Below are 14,711 nucleotides of genomic sequence, written 5' to 3'. Positions count from 1 at the left end.
GATGCCGCGGCATCGGCAGGCGCACGGCCTTCACGGCCGGACGACGAAGTCGATGTCGACGCGCTGCCGGCCGGCGTCGAGGCGGCCTTTCAGGGTCAGCGGATAATGGATCGCCGGCACCGGCGTACCGCTGTCGTCCTGCACCGGCGACAGGATGATGGCGCGGGTCTCGCCGGCCAGGATCGGCAGACTCGAAGGGGCGAGGGCGATACGTCTGCCTTCGGCATCGGTGCCGTTGAGGTAACCGTCCAGGCGGCCGTGGGCATCGCCGGTATTGCTGATTTCCAGTACCGGAAGCCGCTGGCCCTGGACCATCGCGACGTGGTGGCCGGCCACGGCCAGGTACGGCGCGGCGTCACCGATGGCCAGGTAGACGATGATCCCCAGCCGGCCCGATACCGGCACCGGTACATCGCCCGGCGCGGCCTGCGGCGCGCCTTCGAACATCAGCGCGAAACGGCACTCGCCCTGTGGCGCATCGGCAGGCACGTCGACCTCGAAGCGGAAGCGGCGCTTGCGGCCGGCCCCGAGGCTGAACTCGCGCGCCTCGATGGCGGCCCAGGGCCGGCAACTGCCGTCGGCCAGCGCATCGTCGAACTGCGCATTGCCGGACGCATCCAACGTCCAATCGGCCGTCATCACTGTCAGCGGCGTATCGCTGCGGGCCACGTTGGTCAGTTCGACGATGCTGCGCCAGGTCTCCCCGGGCCTGGCTCGAGCCTCGATGCGCGGGGGCGAGGCCAGTATCGCGAATTCGCCCGCATGCGCGTTCGTGCCCGGCAGCAGCAGGCCCGGCAGCAGCACGCCAAGCACTGCTACGGCCGGGAGGCAGGCGCGATGCAGGTCGCGTACGCGGAGGCGGAAACAGGTCATCACAGGGCTCCGGGTTCGATCTCGAACGAAAAATCCAGCTGCTCATTGCGGCCCAGGCGGCGGCCGTCGGCCTGCAGGTGCAGGCGCATCGTGTCTTCGATGAGGGCGGTATCGATGGGGCCGGCGTAGACCAGCTGGCGCTCGCCCGCACGCAGAACGCCGGGCAGCAATGGGCCGCGGGTGGTCCAGGTCGCGGTGACCGGGCCGCTGGGCTGGTGCGGCAGGCTCATGTAGATCCGGCCCGGCCGGCCGCGCCATGGCGCCACGTCCAGCCGTACCAGCACGGTCACGGTACCGCTCACCGCGTGCGAGGCGGCGCCTGAGCCGGGCGTGCTGTCCCACTCCATCGGCACCAGTCGTTCGAGTACCTGGCTGGCGCTGTCGTCGACCGGGTAGCTGCGCGACTGGGCCTGTGCGTCGTGCATGGCCAAGGCCAGGTACAGGAAGGTGGCAAGCAGGGTGCAGGCGGCAAGCCGGGCGGTGATCGGCAGGCGGCGCAGCATCATGGCGCCGACAGGGTGTAGGTGGCGCGGCCGTTGTACTCGCCGGCAGCGAGTACGTCGGTGTTGGCGTAGCTGAAGCTCAGGCAGCTCTCGTTCCAGGTGTTGCGGGAGAACGTCGCCAGGGTCTGCTGGCCGCCGGTGAAAGCGCCCGCAGGAATCGGCTGGGCGCCGGTATCGCCGTTGCCGCTGCTGGTCCAGCTGATCCGGTTGAATGGCAGGGTGTCGCCGGCGGCATTGGCCAGGTGGGTTGGCGTGCTGACGGTAAGCGTCGCCACGCTCGCATTGTTGTTCGGCCGGCGATAGAACCCGCCCACGTAGACCTGGCCGGTATTGCAGAACGCATAGCCGTCGTAATTGCTGGTGTTCTGGGTCGCGTTGCCGGTCATCGCCAGCGCGGTGCCGTTGCCCAGCGCCGCGGCCGGCACGCTTACCGAGACCCGGTTGATCGAACCTCCGTTGCCTGGGATGCCGCCGTTGACGTAATTGGCGCTGCTGAAGACGCCGTCGCCGACCCGCAGGTAGAGCTGGCGGGAGCCTGAGCTGATGTTGACGGTGAACGCCGCGGCCTGTGCCGACCAGAGCGTTGCCATCAGCAGGAGTAGCGTGGTCGCGAGCGCGCGGGTGTGCATGCGGGATCCGGGAAAGCGTGCAATCGGGGTGGGGTGCGACGGCGGCCCATGACGGGCCGCCGTCTTCGCGGACGGGGCAGACAGGCGGCTTCGGGACGGCCTGCCCGCGCGTCCGTACCAGCGCCGGGTCAGGGCATCGCGGCGGTGTAGGTCACCCGACCGTTGTTGACGTTCTGGCCGCCGTAGGTGCCGGCTGCGACCAGCGCGCTGTTGGCGTACTCGAAGGTCCATTGGGCGCTGCGGTCGGTGACCTTGCTGCCCGAGGTCGGGGCCAGTACTACCGAGCTGGTCGTGCCGTCGACGAGGGTCGGCGAGGGCAGGCCAGAGTCGCTGCTGCTGGTGGTGATCTCGGCATAGGAGATCGAATCGCCGTCTCCGTTGAGCAGCGCGCCCACGGTGGTCGCGCCGAGGGTGATCGCACCGTTGTTGCCCATCACGTGCGCGGTGACGCTGCCGCCGCCCAGGTCGCCACCGGTGCCGCTGACCGTCTGCGTGCCGGCGTTCTGCAGGTCGGCGGCGGTCACGTCGAAATCGATCAGGTCGACGGTGCCGGCGTCGGAGCCGACGCGCAGGAGCAGGACCCGCGGCACGGTCACCTGGAAGTCCAGGTGCGCGGTCGCGCTGCCGTTGCCGTCGATGAAGCTCGAATTGGCGTGGGTGGTGAGCGGAAGTGCGACCGCCAGGACGGCGGCGGCGAGAAGGCTGTGCTTGAGGTTCATGGGCATGTTGGCTCGCTGGGTCTGAAGGGTGGGGGGAGTGGTTGCGGCTTGTGTCGGATGGACGCTGGGCAAGATGAAGAAAACGTGAAGAGGCGAGCAGGAATCGTGCCAACTATTGAGATGCGCATCACATTAAGGCGCTGAAGCGGCTCTGAAGTGGTGTGGTGCAGAGCGCATTACTTCACGCAACCATCATGTTTTCTGTTCTGTTGCCTGGTTCAGCGACAACTTATGACGTCCTGTGTCAGTTCCCACGCAACGTTGAGCACCGTGCCCGATGCGTCTCGATTGCGGGTTCGATCCGCGACCAGGTTGGCAATACCCCGCCTTGTCTGCCCGTACCGCGACCGCCAAGATGCCGGTCAGCGAAAGGGGGGATGCGCATGCAAGGTTTCCGGGGGGCTCCGGTCAATCGCCAGCGTTGGTTATGGGCCGTGCTGGCCGGGGCGGTATTGTTGGCGGCTTGCCGGCCTGAGCCGGCGCCGCTGGACGTCGGAACTGCGCCGAACCGCCCGACCGAAGCGGTGGCTCAACTGGTCGACGACCTGCGCCGCAATGATCTCAACGCCTATGCCCGTCACGCGGTACCGCCCGCGCTGCATGCGCGGCTGGGCGTCGCGTGGTCGCAGGGCCGCACGCTGTGGCCGCTGACCCTGTTGCCTCTGGACGAGCAGTTGCCGGCGATGATCACCGCCCTGGCCGAGCCGGACTCGGAGCAGGAATTGATGGCGGTCTACAACCGCCAGTTCGCTGGCGCCACCCGCGAACTGCGCGCCACCGCCTCGGCCTTGGGTCTGTTCGCGGCGCAGTACATCAACAACCACTCCGACTACAGCGACGCGGAGCGCGAGCACTACGTGCAACTGGCCGCCGTGCTCAGCCAGTGGGGTCAGCAGGCGCCACTGTCCGATCGCCAGCGTGCCGGTCCGGCACTGGCCCGGCTGGCGGCCGCGGCCCGTGAAACCGGGCTGGCCGGCGATGACGCCTTTGCCGCGGCCGGCCTGGAGCCCGGCCTGGAACGGATGACGCCCTTCATCCAAACGTTGAAGCAGGTGCTGGCCGACTACGGCCTGGACCTGGATGCCGCGCTGGACAGTGTCGAATCCAGTCTGGTCGAACAGACCGGCGACCGGGCACAGGTGCGCCTGCGCTACGTCCTGGCCGGGCAGGAGATCGACGTGGTGCTCGCGCTGGAGCGCCATGACGACCGCTGGTACCTGAGCGATCTGCTGCGCCATGCCGAGAACGAGGCCGGGCCGCTGCCGTCGACTGGCGAGACCGATGCGGGGGAGCCGGACGCCGCGCCCGATGGGACTGGCGCCGATAGCGGCGAGCCTGCGGCGGCGGCATCCTGAGTCGGGCAAACGCTACCCGTCGCCGGCTACCGGCATAATGATGGGGATGCCGAAACAGTCGCCCCTGCCATTCCCGGACGCCGCCGACCCGTCGAAGACCGCGGACGCGCCGGCCGACTCCGCCATGTCCATGCCGTCGGCGGAGGTGAAGCCGAGCCACACGGGTGACGGGGATGCCGCCGATCCCAGCCCGCCGCCAATCTCCGACGCCGCCCCGGCCGTCGCGCCCGCCGCCTCGCGCCCGGTGCGTACCCGCCGCCCCTGGTGGGCGCGCCTGCTCGGGCGGATGCTGGCGCCATGGGTCTCGCTGACCATCGAACCGTCGGACCCCGGCATCCATGACGACGGCCGCGGCCGCCCGCTCTGCTACGTGCTCGAGGACTACGGCCTGTCCAACGCGCTGATCCTCGACCGCGCCTGTCGCGAGGCCGGCCTGCCCTCACCGCTGCAGCCGCTGCCGGGCGATCCGCTCGGCCGCAAGCGCGCCTACGTTGCGCTGTCGCGGCGCAATGCCACCCGCGTGCCGCTGGGGAGCTCGCCGCCCTCGGGCAAGAGTCATTCCGAATCGCTGGCGCGCCTGCTCGAGGCGCATCGCGCCGAGCCCGGGCTCGACGTGCAACTGGTGCCGGTGTCGATCTTCGTCGGCCGTGCGCCGGACAAGCAGAGCGGCTGGTTCTCGGTGCTGTTCTCGGAGAACTGGGCGCTGGTCGGCCGCTTCCGCCGCCTGCTCGCGATCCTGCTCAATGGGCGCGACACCCTGGTCCGGTTCGCGCCGCCGGTGTCGCTGCGCGGAATCAGCGATGAAGGCCTGCCGCCCGAGCGCACCGTGCGCAAACTGTCGCGGGTGCTGCGCGCGCATTTCCGCCGCATCCGTGCCGCGATCATCGGCCCCGACCTGTCGACCCGCCGCCTGCTGGTCGACCGGGTGCTGGCCGCGTCGACGGTCAAGGAGGCGATCGCCGACCAGGCCCGCCGCGACAAGACCTCCCAGACCGACGCCTGGAAGAAGGCGCACGCCTACGCCTACGAGATCGCCGCCGACTACTCGCACCCGGTGGTGCGCTCGGCCAGCTTCCTGCTCACCTTCGTCTGGAACCGGATCTACCGCGGCGTGCTGGTCCACCACCTCGACAAGCTCAAGCAGGACGCCCCCGGCCACGAGGTGGTCTACGTGCCCAGCCACCGCAGCCACATGGACTACCTGCTGCTGAGCTACCTGCTGTACACCCGCGGCATCGTGCCGCCGCACATCTTTGCCGGGGTCAACCTCAACCTGCCGGTCATCGGCACCTTCCTGCGCAAGGGCGGTGCGTTCTTCGCCCGCCGCACGTTCCGCGGCAACGCGCTGTACTCGGCGGTGTTCCGCGAGTACATGGCGCAGCTGGTCGCCGGCGGCTACTCGATCGAATACTTCATCGAGGGCGGCCGCTCGCGTACCGGTCGGCTGCTGCCTCCCAAGGGCGGCTCGCTGGCGATGACCGTGCGCGCCTATCTGCGCCAGCCGACCCGGCCGGTGCTGTTCCAGCCGGTCTACATCGGCTACGAGAAGCTGATGGAGGGCAACAGCTACCTCGACGAGTTGTCTGGCAAGCCCAAGAACAAGGAGTCGATCTGGCAGTTGCTGACCGGCATCCCCAAGGTCCTGCGCAGCAACTACGGCCAGGTGGTGGTGAACTTCGGCGAGCCGATCCGGCTCAACGACATGCTCGCCGAGCATGCGCCGGGCTGGAATGGCGAGCCGCTGTCGGAGGAGGAAAAGCCGGCCTGGCTGGCGGAGACCATCGACGGACTCGCGCAGCGCATCCAGGTCAACGTCAATCGCGCCGCCGACGTCAATCCGATCAACCTGCTCGCGCTGGCACTGCTGTCCACGCCCAAGCACGCGATGGGCGAGGGCGACCTGCTGGCCCAGATCGCGTTGAGCAAGACCCTGCTCGACCAGGTGCCTTACGGCGAGCGCGTCACCGTCACCCCGCACCCGCCCGAACAGATCATCGCCCACGGCGAGGAAATCGGCGTGCTCGTCCGTACCGCGCATCCGCTCGGCGACGTGCTCGGCGTGTCAGGCGACAACGCGGTGCTGCTGAGCTACTACCGCAACAACGTCGTCCACCTGTTCACCGCCGCATCGTGGATCGCCTGCTGCTTCCAGCACAACCGGCGCATGAGTCTGGCCGGCCTGCTGCGGTTGGGCCGCAGCGTGTACCCGTTCCTGCAGGCCGAACTGTTCCTGCCGTGGAGCGAAGACGAGTTCGCCGCCCGCATCGAGGCCACCATTGGCGTGTTCATCGACGAGGGGCTGCTGCAGCGGGTCAGCGACGACGAGGGCGGCATCCTTGCCCGCAGCCCCGGCCAGAGCGACGAGGTGTTCCGCCTGCGCGCGATCGGCCATTCGCTGCAGCAGGCGTTCGAGCGCTATTACATCGCGATCTCGGTGCTGGCCAAGAACGGCGCCGGCACCCTTACTGCCGGTCAGCTGGAAAGCATGTGCCAGCTCACCGCGCAGCGCCTGAGTCTGCTGTACGCACCGGCCGCGCCGGAGTTCTTCGACAAGACCCTGTTCCGCGGCTTCATCCAGAAACTGCGCGAGCTGGGTCTGGTCTGGAGCGACGATGACGGCAAGCTCGCCTTCGACAACCGTCTCGACCAGTGGGCCCGCGACGCCAAGTTCATCCTCGGCCGCGAACTGCGCCACACGATCGAGAAGATCAGCCCGGAGATGGCGCCGGAGGTTGCCGGAGACATACCGGCCGAGCCCGTTGCGGGCGGGTGAGGTTCGAGTTGCGCGGAAACTGGCGGCCCTAGGCCGGCTCGTCGGGAATCAGCGCACTCTCGAGCCGGGCGATGCAGTCCTTCAGCCACAGCTTGCGTTTCTTCATCCGTTTGAGCGCGAGGTCGTCATGCGGGTCGCTGCTTCCCAGCGCGACCAGACGGACGATGGCCGCGTCGAGGTCGCGGTGTTCGAGCCGCAGCTCGCCCAGGCGGCGGGCGATGATGGCGGGGTCGTCGTTCTCGAGCATGCGGGCTGGGCCGGGCTTGGATCGCTGTCGGCAGCTTAGCGCGCCGCCGGCTGTTGCGTCATGACGATCCGGCCTGGCTGCTCGTCCGGCGGGGCACTCCGGTAGAATCTGGCGGTCGATGAATACTGTCCTGCCCCTAGCCGAACCGCTGCCGCGCCGCGCCGCGCACGAGGCCAACAAGCTGGCCAAGCGCCTGCGCCACCAGGTCGGCCGCGCGATCGCCGACTTCGGCATGATCGAGGACGGCGACCGGGTCATGGTCTGCCTGTCCGGCGGCAAGGACAGCTACACGATGCTCGACGTGTTGCTGCAGCTGCAATCGAGGGCGCCGGTCGAGTTCTCGATCACCGCGGTCAACCTCGACCAGAAGCAGCCCGGCTTCCCGGAACACGTGCTGCCGGAGTACCTGCGCTCGATCGGCGTCGACCACCACATCATCGAGCAGGACACCTACTCGGTGGTCACCCGCGTGGTGCCGGAAGGCAAGACCATGTGTTCGTTGTGCTCGCGGTTGCGTCGCGGCGCGCTGTACACCTACGCCGAGGAGTACGGCTTCAACAAGATTGCGCTCGGCCACCATCGCGACGACCTGGTGGCGACGTTCTTCCTCAACCTGTTCTTCCACGCCAAGCTGTCGGGCATGCCGCCCAAGCTGCTCAGCGACAACGGCAAGCACGTGGTGATCCGCCCGCTGGCCTATGTGCGCGAAGACGACATCGCCCGCTATGCAGAGCTCAAGCAGTTCCCGATCATCCCCTGCAACCTGTGCGGTTCGCAGGAGAACCTGCAGCGCAAGCAGGTCGGGAAGATGATGGCGGCATGGGAGCGCGAGTCGCCCGGCCGCATCGAGACGATCGCGCGTGCGCTTGGCGACATTCGTCCGTCGCAGCTCAGCGACCCGAAGCTGTTCGATTTCCTCGCGCTCGGCCGCCATGGCGGCGACGTGCCCGACATGCATGCGTGGCTGGCCGGCGAGCCGCACGCGAACGAATAACCCCTGTCATTCCGAGGGCGATGCCCGAGGAGTCTGCTTTGCCACGGCAAGAAAAGCAGATCCCTCACTTCGTTCGGGATGACCATGACGCAAGGAATCCTCGATTCGATGTTCTTCCGCAACCTGACCCTGTTCCGCTTCCCCACCGCGCAGAAGTTCGACGACCTCGACAGCGGCCTCGACGAATGCCAGCTCAAGCCGGTCGGCCCGCTGGAGCTGTCCAGCCGCGGTTTCATCAGCCCGTTCGGGCGCGATGCCGAGGCCCTGTCGCACGCGGTCAACGACGCGATGTGGCTGACCGTCGGCGGCGAGGACCGGCTGCTGCCGGGCAGCGTGGTCAACGACATGCTGGGCAAGAAGCTGGCCGAGATCGAGCGCAAGGAAGGCCGCAAGCCCGGTGGTCGCACCCGCAAGCGGATCAAGGACGAACTGATCACCGACCTGCTGCCGCGCGCCTTCATCAAGCCCAGCCGCACCGATGCACTGATCGACCGCAGTCACGGCATCGTCGTGGTCGACACGTCCAGCCGCAAGAACGCCGAGACCGTGGTCAGCGAGATCCGCCGTGCGATGGGCAGTTTCCCGGCGTTGCCGCTCAATGCCGAGGTCGCCCCGCGCTCGATTCTGACCGGCTGGCTCGCCGGCGAGCCGCTGCCCGACGGCCTGTCGCTGGGCGACGAATGCGAGCTGCGCGATCCGGTCGACCAGGGCGCGGTGGTCAAGGTGCAGCGGATGGAACTGCAATCGGACGAGATCAACAAGCACCTGGAGTCCGGCAAGCAGGTCACCCGGCTGGCGCTGAATCTCGACGACCACGTCAGCTTCGTGCTCGGCGAGGACCTGGTGATCCGCAAGTTCAAGCTGCTCGACGGTGCCGTCGACGAGCTCGAGGCCACCGACACCGAGGACATGCGCGCCGAGCTCGACGCCCGTTTCGCACTGATGGCAGGCGAGACCAAGCGCCTGTTCGCGGTGCTGGAGTCGGCGCTCAAGCTCAGCAAGGTCGACTGACTGCTACCAAGCTGTGCCTGGTAAGCCCCGAGAGCTGCCGCGCAGTTTTCGGGGCCGGCAAGGCGTTCCCACACTCCGTACGCACCTGGTGGACTCGCCTTCACGATGTCCTGGCGACGATGCCCGGAGGTATCATGCCTCCATCCATGGAAGATCGGTGATGTACGACGTCGCCTGTTCTTGATCGCCGTTTCCGCCGCGCGGGGACGGCGTCGAGTCCTCCTCCCGCCTCGCAGTTGCCCATACGTCGATGACACCCCCTTTCCGCCTGCTCGCGCCGCGGGCACGGTCCGTTGGCCGTGTCGAGCGCGAAGCCGTCGAGTTCACCCTGCCCGACGGCCGCCTGATCGAAATGACACGGGTGCGCGATCCGCGCGCTCGGCGGTTGCGGTTGTCGGTCGATGAGCGCGGTGCGCGCCTGACCCTGCCGCCGCGTTCGTCTCTGGTCGCCGCAGAGCGCTTCGCGCTCGAACACGGCAGCTGGCTGGCCGAGCAGATCGACCGCTATACCATCGACGCCCTGCCGACCCTGATCAAGGGCGAGACCGTCGCCCTGCCGCTGCGCGGCGACAGCCTACCGGTCGAATGGCGGGAAGGCCGCTTCACCCGGCTGCAGGCCGAAGCCGACGGCCACTTGCTGTTCATCGCCAACCCTCGTGCCGGCGACCCGGCATTGCGCCGCGCGCTGCGCGACTTCTACGAGGCGCAGGCGCGCGCCGATGTCGGTCGCTGGCTGCCGCGCTACCTGTCCGGGCTGCCGTGCGCACCGCGGCGGGTGCGGCTGAAGGTGATGAGTTCGCAATGGGGTTCGCTGGCCCCGGACGGCACCATGGCGCTGGACCTCGGCCTGGTGCTGGCACGGCCGTCGGCGTTCGAGTACGTGCTGGTGCACGAACTCTGCCATCTGGTCCACGCCGACCACTCGCACGCGTTCTGGCGCGAGGTCGAGGCTCGCTTCCCCGACTGGCGCGCCGAACGCGACTATTTCCATGCCGAAGGCCGCCGCCTGAAGGCGATGATGCGCGCGCTGTGCGGCGGTCCTACGGGGCGATGAAGAAATCGCCGATGGCCTGTGCCACCGCTTCTGGTTGTTCCATGTGCAGATGGTGGCCGCCCTCGATCACCACCAGCTCGCCACGCGGCAGCAGGGCGACGCGTTCGCGGCGCAGCGGATCGGGCAGGTAGGGTTGGGCCGGGTCGGCGAAGATCACCCGTGCCGGGCATTCGATCCCGGCCACCAGCACATTGACCTGCGCCTCGGTCGGGCGCTGGAAGGTCGGCAGGGTCAGGCGCGGGTCGCTGGACCAGACAAAGCCGCCCTCGACCGGCGCCGTACCGCGCTCGACCAGCAGCCGTGCGGCCGGCTCGGCGAGGCGACTGCCGAGCCGGTGGCCGGCGCTCATGCGCGCACGCACCGCCTGCGCGAGGTCGGGGAACACTCGCAGCGACTTGCCCTGCAGCGCGCGTGTCGCGATGATCGCGTCCCGCATCCGCACCACCGTATTGTCGACCTCATCGGCCAGCGCGCCGAGCGCCTCGATCGCGAGCAGCCGCTCGACCCGTTGCGGGCAGGCTGCGGCGAGCAGGCTGGCGATGCCGGCGCCCATCGAATGGCCGAGCAGGGCGAAGCGCTCCCAGCCCAGCGCGTCGGCGACGTCGAGCACCGCGTTGACCGCGCCGGCGAACGAGTAGTCGGCGCCGGGTGCGAGATGCGCGCTGCGGCCGTGGCCGGGCAGGTCGATCGCGACCAGGTCGAGGCCGTCCAGGTGCGGTAGCAGCGGCACGAAGCTGGCGGCGTTGTCGAGCCAGCCGTGCAGGGCCAGTACGCGTGTACCGTTCGACGGGCCGCCGCGCAGGCCGCTCATCCGGCCCATCGGGGTATCGAGGACGAGCTCGCGCATCGGCGCGCTCATGCCTCGGTCGCCTGCAGCACCGGGCGCACGATATCCGCCAGCGCACGCGCGTGCGCCGGTTCCGCATTGAGGCAGGGGATGTAGCGCAGCGTGCCGCCGCGTCCGGCGAAGCCCTTGGCCAGCATCATGGCGACCTCCTCAAGCGTTTCGATGCAATCGACCGCGAAGCCGGGGGCGACCACGTCCACGGTTTTCACCCCACGGTCGGCGAGCGTGGCCAGGGTGGCCTCGGTCGACGGCTCCAGCCACGGCTCGCGTCCGAAGCGCGACTGGTAGCACAGCGTCCAGGCATCGTCGGCCAGACCCAGCGCGGCGGCGATCGCGGCCACGCTGGCCTCGCACTGGCGCGCATACGGGTCGCCGTTGTCGACGAAGCGCTGCGGCAGGCCATGGAACGAGAACAGCAGGTGTTCGCCGGCACCATTGGCTTCGCGGTGGGCGCGGATCGAGTCGGCGACCGCAGCGACCCAGCCGGGGTCGAGGTGATAGTCCTCGACCATCTTCACCTCGACGCCGGGCGCGGATGCACGAAACTTCGCCACCACGTCGCCCACCGAGGCCGTGGTCGAGGTCGAATACTGCGGGTAGAGCGGCAGCACCACGATCCGTTGCGCACCCTCGTCGCGCAGCCGTTGCAAGGTCGCTGCAAGCGAAGGGTTGCCGTAGCGCATCGCATCGATCACCCGCACGCCCGATGCATGCGCCTGCGGCAGTTCGGCCTGCAGCGCCCGGGTCAGCCGGCGGGTATACACCGCCAGCGGCGAGTTGCCATTCTCGGCGCGGCCGTTCTGGGCAGGGCCGTGCTCGCCTTCGATCCAGATGCTGGCGTATTTCTCCGACACCACCCGCGAGCGCAGCGGCAGGATCGCCAGGTGCAGGACCGGCAGCCACAGCCAGCGCGGCATGTCGACCACGCGCGGGTCGCTGAGAAACTCGGCCAGGTAGCGGCGCACCGCGGCCGCGGTCGGCGCATCGGGCGTACCGAGGTTGACGAGGACGACGGCGGTGGCGGGTGATGGGGACATCGGGCTGGCGTCTGCGGCTGGCATCCGGGGCCGCATAGCATGACAGGTGGTGCGATCGGGTTCAGCCGGGGGAGGGCCGCGCAGGGTGCGACAGGCCGCATCATCCCTGTGTTGTCGCGGATTTCGCACGGATTCATTCGCACTCCGTCACGCTGGATCACAATCGTCGCCAAACCCTGCCGTGAGGCCGCCATGCTCCTCCACATCGCGTTCCTGAAATCCTTAGCCCGGAAGTCCTTTGCAGCCATCCTGCTGGCTGGCGTCGCTACTGCCGCCACCACCGCCGTTGCCGGCCCGACCGAGGACCAGCGCGCCCGCGATGCGTTGCGGGTCCTGGCCGAGGTGCAGGGGATCCCGGAGTCGGCGATCCCGGACAAGCTGTTCGACGAGGCCAAGGGGATCGTGGTCGTGCCCGACACGCTCAAGATCGGCCTGGTGCTCGGTGGCCGCCGTGGCCACGGGCTGATGTCGGTCAAGAATCCGGACGGCACCTGGTCGCAGCCGAGCTTCGTCAAGCTGACCGGCGGCAGTGTCGGTTTCCAGGCCGGGGTGCAGTCGGCCGACGTGGTGCTGGTGTTCCGCAAGGCGCGCGGGCTCGATTCGATCGTCAACGGCAAGGTCACCCTCGGCGCCGATGCCGGCGTCGCCGCCGGTCCGGTCGGCCGCAATGCCGCCACCGCCACCGACGGCCAGCTCAAGGCCGAGATCTGGTCGTGGTCGCGCGCACGCGGCCTGTTCGCCGGCATCGCCCTGGACGGTGCGGTGCTGAGCATCGACGACAAGGCCAACCTGGCGGTCTATGGCGACGGCACCACCCCGCGGATGATCTTCGAGGGCCGCACCAGACAGACCCCGTCGGATGCGGTGGTCGATTTCCGCGACCAGCTGGAGGAGGCCACCGCCGCCGCCCGCGCCGCCCGCGGCACCGACACCCGGCCGGCCCCGGCCGACGCGACCCTGCCGACCACCACGGTCGAGCCGCCGCCCGCGAGCACCGCGCCGATCGGCCAGGCCGAGCCGCAATCGGGCGGGTTCGAGACGGTCGAGGAGCCGATCCAGGAGCCGGTCCAGGCCGAGCCGTTGCCGCACTGAACGGGCGGACCGACCCCGGACCGTGAGCGTCGTCACCTCCCGCAATCGCGGGATGGCGGGTGGATGAGGTCTTTCAAGTCGGGTCTGCGTCCGCTGTCATCGGGTTGGAGCCGGCACTGCGCTATCCTGTGAGGCCCACTTACCAACGGGCAATCCCATGGGCAGTTTCAGCATCTGGCACTGGCTGGTCGTCCTCCTGATCGTGGTGCTGGTGTTCGGTACCAAGCGGCTGAAGAACATCGGCAAGGACCTGGGCGAAGCCGTGAAGGGCTTCAAGGACGGCGTCAAGACCGATGACCAGGCCGACGACGCGCCGAAGCAACTGCCGCAGGACGACGCTTCCTCGTCCACCCAGACGCGCAGCGGGCAGAAAGCCGAGGACGAGCGCGATCCGCGCTGATCCCGGCCCCGCACGCGTTTTCGCCTGACATGTTCGACATCGGCTTTACCGAGATCTTCGTGATCGCGGTGATCGCGCTGCTCGTGCTCGGGCCCGAGCGCCTGCCCAGGGCCGCGCGTTTCGCCGGCCTGTGGGTGCGGCGCGCGCGTGCGCAGTGGTACTCGGTGAAGACCGAGTTCGAGCGCGAGCTGGCCGACGAAGAACTCAAACGCAGCCTGCTCGACGCCCGCGACGACCTGCGCGAGGCCGGCCGCAGCCTCAATGAAGGCGGCGCCGCGCTCAGGCGCGAGATCGAAACGATGGACCCGGACCGCGCCGCCGCGGATCCAGCCCCGTCCGAGCCTGCCGGCGACCCGCCCGCCCCCACCGACACGCCGCCATCCGATGACCCAGCCCCGCGCGCCTGATCCCCATGCCGGCGGGCACGGTGCGGCCGAGGAGCCGCGCCTGCTCGACCATCTGGTCGAGCTGCGCAGCCGGCTGCTGCGTGCCGTGCTCGGCCTGCTCGCCGCGCTGCTGGTGGTGATGCCGTTCTCGCACAAGCTGTACGCCTGGCTGGCCGCGCCGCTGGTGGCCCGGTTGCCGGAAGGCGCGCACATGATCGCGGTCGAGGTCGCCTCGCCGTTCTTCGCCCCGCTCAAGCTCGCCTTCTTCGTCGCCCTGGTGCTGGTGATGCCGTGGCTGCTTTACCAGGCCTGGGCCTTCGTCGCCCCCGGCCTGTACCAGCGCGAGAAACGGCTGGCGATGCCGCTGCTGGTATCGGCGGTGGCGCTGTTCTATGCCGGCTGCGCGTTCGCCTACTTCCTGGTGTTGCCGGTGGTGTTCGGCTTCCTGACCGGCATCACCCCGGAAGGCGTGTCGATGATGACCGACATCAATGCCTACCTCGACTTCGTGCTGGTGATCTTCTTTGCCTTCGGCCTGAGTTTCGAGCTGCCGGTGGCGCTGGTGATCCTGTCGTTGCTGGGCTGGGTCACGCCCGCGCAGATGAGTGAAGCGCGCGGCTACGCCATCGTCGGCGTGTTCGTGGTCGCCGCGATCGTGACCCCGCCGGACGTGATCTCGCAGCTGATGCTGGCGATACCGATGATGGCCCTGTACGAACTCGGCATCCTGGCCTCGCGCTGGCTGGCTCCCAAGCCGGAATAGGCGCCCCCGGGCCACGGGGCTGCGCTTC

Annotated in this window: 16 protein-coding genes; 9 read left to right on the top strand and 7 right to left on the bottom strand. The window is 68.9% G+C overall.

Features of this window, described 5'->3' with window-relative positions; translation table 11 throughout:
• Positions 1 to 30: 30 nt before the first annotated feature.
• The 4 genes from FKV23_RS16590 to FKV23_RS16575 form a co-directional block, all read right to left on the bottom strand.
• Complete coding sequence (locus FKV23_RS16590) at positions 31 to 873, bottom strand: COG1470 family protein (RefSeq protein ID WP_141624861.1); 843 nt, start codon at positions 871 to 873, stop codon at positions 31 to 33.
• The gene (locus tag FKV23_RS16585) at positions 873 to 1,379 is read right to left on the bottom strand and encodes a hypothetical protein (RefSeq protein ID WP_141624860.1); all 507 of its coding nucleotides are present in this window, start codon (positions 1,377 to 1,379) and stop codon (positions 873 to 875) included. Before FKV23_RS16585 ends, FKV23_RS16590 begins: the two co-directional genes overlap by 1 nt.
• Entirely contained in the window at positions 1,376 to 2,005 is a 630-nt protein-coding gene (locus FKV23_RS16580; protein WP_141624859.1) for a hypothetical protein, read from the bottom strand. The genes FKV23_RS16585 and FKV23_RS16580 overlap by 4 nt, the downstream gene beginning before the upstream one ends.
• A gap of 128 nt (positions 2,006 to 2,133) precedes the next feature.
• A complete protein-coding gene (locus tag FKV23_RS16575; protein WP_141624858.1) occupies positions 2,134 to 2,724 on the bottom strand; it encodes a hypothetical protein in 591 nt (196 codons plus the stop codon).
• Between the two features lie 383 nt (positions 2,725 to 3,107).
• Here FKV23_RS16575 and FKV23_RS16570 point away from each other — a divergent pair, with 383 nt between their 5' ends.
• Both FKV23_RS16570 and plsB read left to right on the top strand, forming a co-directional pair.
• A complete protein-coding gene (locus FKV23_RS16570; RefSeq protein ID WP_141624857.1) occupies positions 3,108 to 4,079 on the top strand; it encodes a hypothetical protein in 972 nt (323 codons plus the stop codon).
• 37 nt (positions 4,080 to 4,116) lie between these two features.
• Complete coding sequence (gene plsB, locus FKV23_RS16565; RefSeq protein ID WP_141624856.1) at positions 4,117 to 6,852, top strand: glycerol-3-phosphate 1-O-acyltransferase PlsB; 2,736 nt, start codon at positions 4,117 to 4,119, stop codon at positions 6,850 to 6,852.
• A 28-nt stretch (positions 6,853 to 6,880) separates the two neighbouring features.
• On the opposite strand, the gene FKV23_RS16560 is transcribed toward plsB, so the two are convergent.
• A complete protein-coding gene (locus FKV23_RS16560; protein ID WP_141624855.1) occupies positions 6,881 to 7,099 on the bottom strand; it encodes a YdcH family protein in 219 nt (72 codons plus the stop codon).
• Between the two features lie 118 nt (positions 7,100 to 7,217).
• Here FKV23_RS16560 and ttcA point away from each other — a divergent pair, with 118 nt between their 5' ends.
• From ttcA to FKV23_RS16545, 3 genes are all read left to right on the top strand, one after another.
• Positions 7,218 to 8,093 carry a tRNA 2-thiocytidine(32) synthetase TtcA gene (gene ttcA / locus FKV23_RS16555; RefSeq protein WP_141624854.1) on the top strand — a complete coding sequence of 292 codons (876 nt, stop codon included), beginning with the start codon at positions 7,218 to 7,220 and terminating at the stop codon, positions 8,091 to 8,093.
• A 108-nt stretch (positions 8,094 to 8,201) separates the two neighbouring features.
• Positions 8,202 to 9,104 (top strand): recombination-associated protein RdgC, encoded by a 903-nt coding sequence (locus tag FKV23_RS16550; RefSeq protein WP_141625261.1) that lies wholly within the window; start codon positions 8,202 to 8,204, stop codon positions 9,102 to 9,104.
• 250 nt (positions 9,105 to 9,354) lie between these two features.
• A complete protein-coding gene (locus FKV23_RS16545; RefSeq protein WP_141624853.1) occupies positions 9,355 to 10,158 on the top strand; it encodes a M48 family metallopeptidase in 804 nt (267 codons plus the stop codon).
• On the opposite strand, the gene FKV23_RS16540 is transcribed toward FKV23_RS16545, so the two are convergent.
• Together FKV23_RS16540 and hemH are read right to left on the bottom strand one after the other, a co-directional pair.
• A complete protein-coding gene (locus FKV23_RS16540) occupies positions 10,145 to 11,005 on the bottom strand; it encodes an alpha/beta fold hydrolase (protein ID WP_407067688.1) in 861 nt (286 codons plus the stop codon). The two genes, FKV23_RS16545 and FKV23_RS16540, sit on opposite strands and share 14 nt — an antisense overlap.
• Positions 11,006 to 11,013: 8 nt before the next feature.
• Positions 11,014 to 12,042, bottom strand: a complete 1,029-nt coding sequence (gene hemH, locus FKV23_RS16535; protein WP_141624852.1) for a ferrochelatase — start codon at positions 12,040 to 12,042, stop codon at positions 11,014 to 11,016.
• Between the two features lie 192 nt (positions 12,043 to 12,234).
• On the opposite strand from hemH, the gene FKV23_RS16530 reads away from it, so the two are divergent.
• The 4 genes from FKV23_RS16530 (at position 12,235) to tatC (ending at position 14,683) form a co-directional block, all read left to right on the top strand.
• A complete protein-coding gene (locus FKV23_RS16530) occupies positions 12,235 to 13,134 on the top strand; it encodes a lipid-binding SYLF domain-containing protein (RefSeq protein WP_141624851.1) in 900 nt (299 codons plus the stop codon).
• 157 nt (positions 13,135 to 13,291) lie between these two features.
• On the top strand, positions 13,292 to 13,534 hold the full coding sequence (gene tatA, locus FKV23_RS16525; RefSeq protein WP_141624850.1) for a Sec-independent protein translocase subunit TatA: 243 nt from the start codon (positions 13,292 to 13,294) through the stop codon (positions 13,532 to 13,534).
• 29 nt (positions 13,535 to 13,563) lie between these two features.
• Complete coding sequence (gene tatB / locus FKV23_RS16520; RefSeq protein ID WP_141624849.1) at positions 13,564 to 13,941, top strand: Sec-independent protein translocase protein TatB; 378 nt, start codon at positions 13,564 to 13,566, stop codon at positions 13,939 to 13,941.
• On the top strand, positions 13,919 to 14,683 hold the full coding sequence (gene tatC / locus FKV23_RS16515; protein ID WP_141624848.1) for a twin-arginine translocase subunit TatC: 765 nt from the start codon (positions 13,919 to 13,921) through the stop codon (positions 14,681 to 14,683). Before tatB ends, tatC begins: the two co-directional genes overlap by 23 nt.
• The last annotated feature ends 28 nt before the right edge of the window (positions 14,684 to 14,711 follow it).

It is taken from the genome of Lysobacter alkalisoli, from assembly GCF_006547045.1.
Classification (GTDB): Bacteria; Pseudomonadota; Gammaproteobacteria; order Xanthomonadales; family Xanthomonadaceae; genus Marilutibacter; species Marilutibacter alkalisoli.
The sequence above is the reverse complement of the archived record's forward strand: the minus strand, read 5'-3'. Positions and strand labels throughout refer to the sequence as shown.

Bases quoted from the DNA above. Each gene is read 5' to 3' on its own strand.
- FKV23_RS16590 (WP_141624861.1), bottom strand. From the start codon at position 873: ATGACCTGTTTCCGCCTCCGCGTACGCGACCTGCATCGCGCCTGCCTC.
- FKV23_RS16550 (WP_141625261.1), top strand. From the start codon at position 8,202: ATGTTCTTCCGCAACCTGACCCTGTTCCGCTTCCCCACCGCGCAGAAG.
- tatC (WP_141624848.1), top strand. From the start codon at position 13,919: ATGACCCAGCCCCGCGCGCCTGATCCCCATGCCGGCGGGCACGGTGCG.
- FKV23_RS16580 (WP_141624859.1), bottom strand. From the start codon at position 2,005: ATGCACACCCGCGCGCTCGCGACCACGCTACTCCTGCTGATGGCAACG.
- FKV23_RS16575 (WP_141624858.1), bottom strand. From the start codon at position 2,724: ATGAACCTCAAGCACAGCCTTCTCGCCGCCGCCGTCCTGGCGGTCGCA.
- FKV23_RS16585 (WP_141624860.1), bottom strand. From the start codon at position 1,379: ATGATGCTGCGCCGCCTGCCGATCACCGCCCGGCTTGCCGCCTGCACC.
- tatA (WP_141624850.1), top strand. From the start codon at position 13,292: ATGGGCAGTTTCAGCATCTGGCACTGGCTGGTCGTCCTCCTGATCGTG.
- plsB (WP_141624856.1), top strand. From the start codon at position 4,117: ATGATGGGGATGCCGAAACAGTCGCCCCTGCCATTCCCGGACGCCGCC.
- FKV23_RS16530 (WP_141624851.1), top strand. From the start codon at position 12,235: ATGCTCCTCCACATCGCGTTCCTGAAATCCTTAGCCCGGAAGTCCTTT.
- ttcA (WP_141624854.1), top strand. From the start codon at position 7,218: ATGAATACTGTCCTGCCCCTAGCCGAACCGCTGCCGCGCCGCGCCGCG.
- tatB (WP_141624849.1), top strand. From the start codon at position 13,564: ATGTTCGACATCGGCTTTACCGAGATCTTCGTGATCGCGGTGATCGCG.
- FKV23_RS16560 (WP_141624855.1), bottom strand. From the start codon at position 7,099: ATGCTCGAGAACGACGACCCCGCCATCATCGCCCGCCGCCTGGGCGAG.
- FKV23_RS16540 (WP_407067688.1), bottom strand. From the start codon at position 11,005: ATGCGCGAGCTCGTCCTCGATACCCCGATGGGCCGGATGAGCGGCCTG.
- FKV23_RS16545 (WP_141624853.1), top strand. From the start codon at position 9,355: ATGACACCCCCTTTCCGCCTGCTCGCGCCGCGGGCACGGTCCGTTGGC.
- FKV23_RS16570 (WP_141624857.1), top strand. From the start codon at position 3,108: ATGCAAGGTTTCCGGGGGGCTCCGGTCAATCGCCAGCGTTGGTTATGG.
- hemH (WP_141624852.1), bottom strand. From the start codon at position 12,042: ATGTCCCCATCACCCGCCACCGCCGTCGTCCTCGTCAACCTCGGTACG.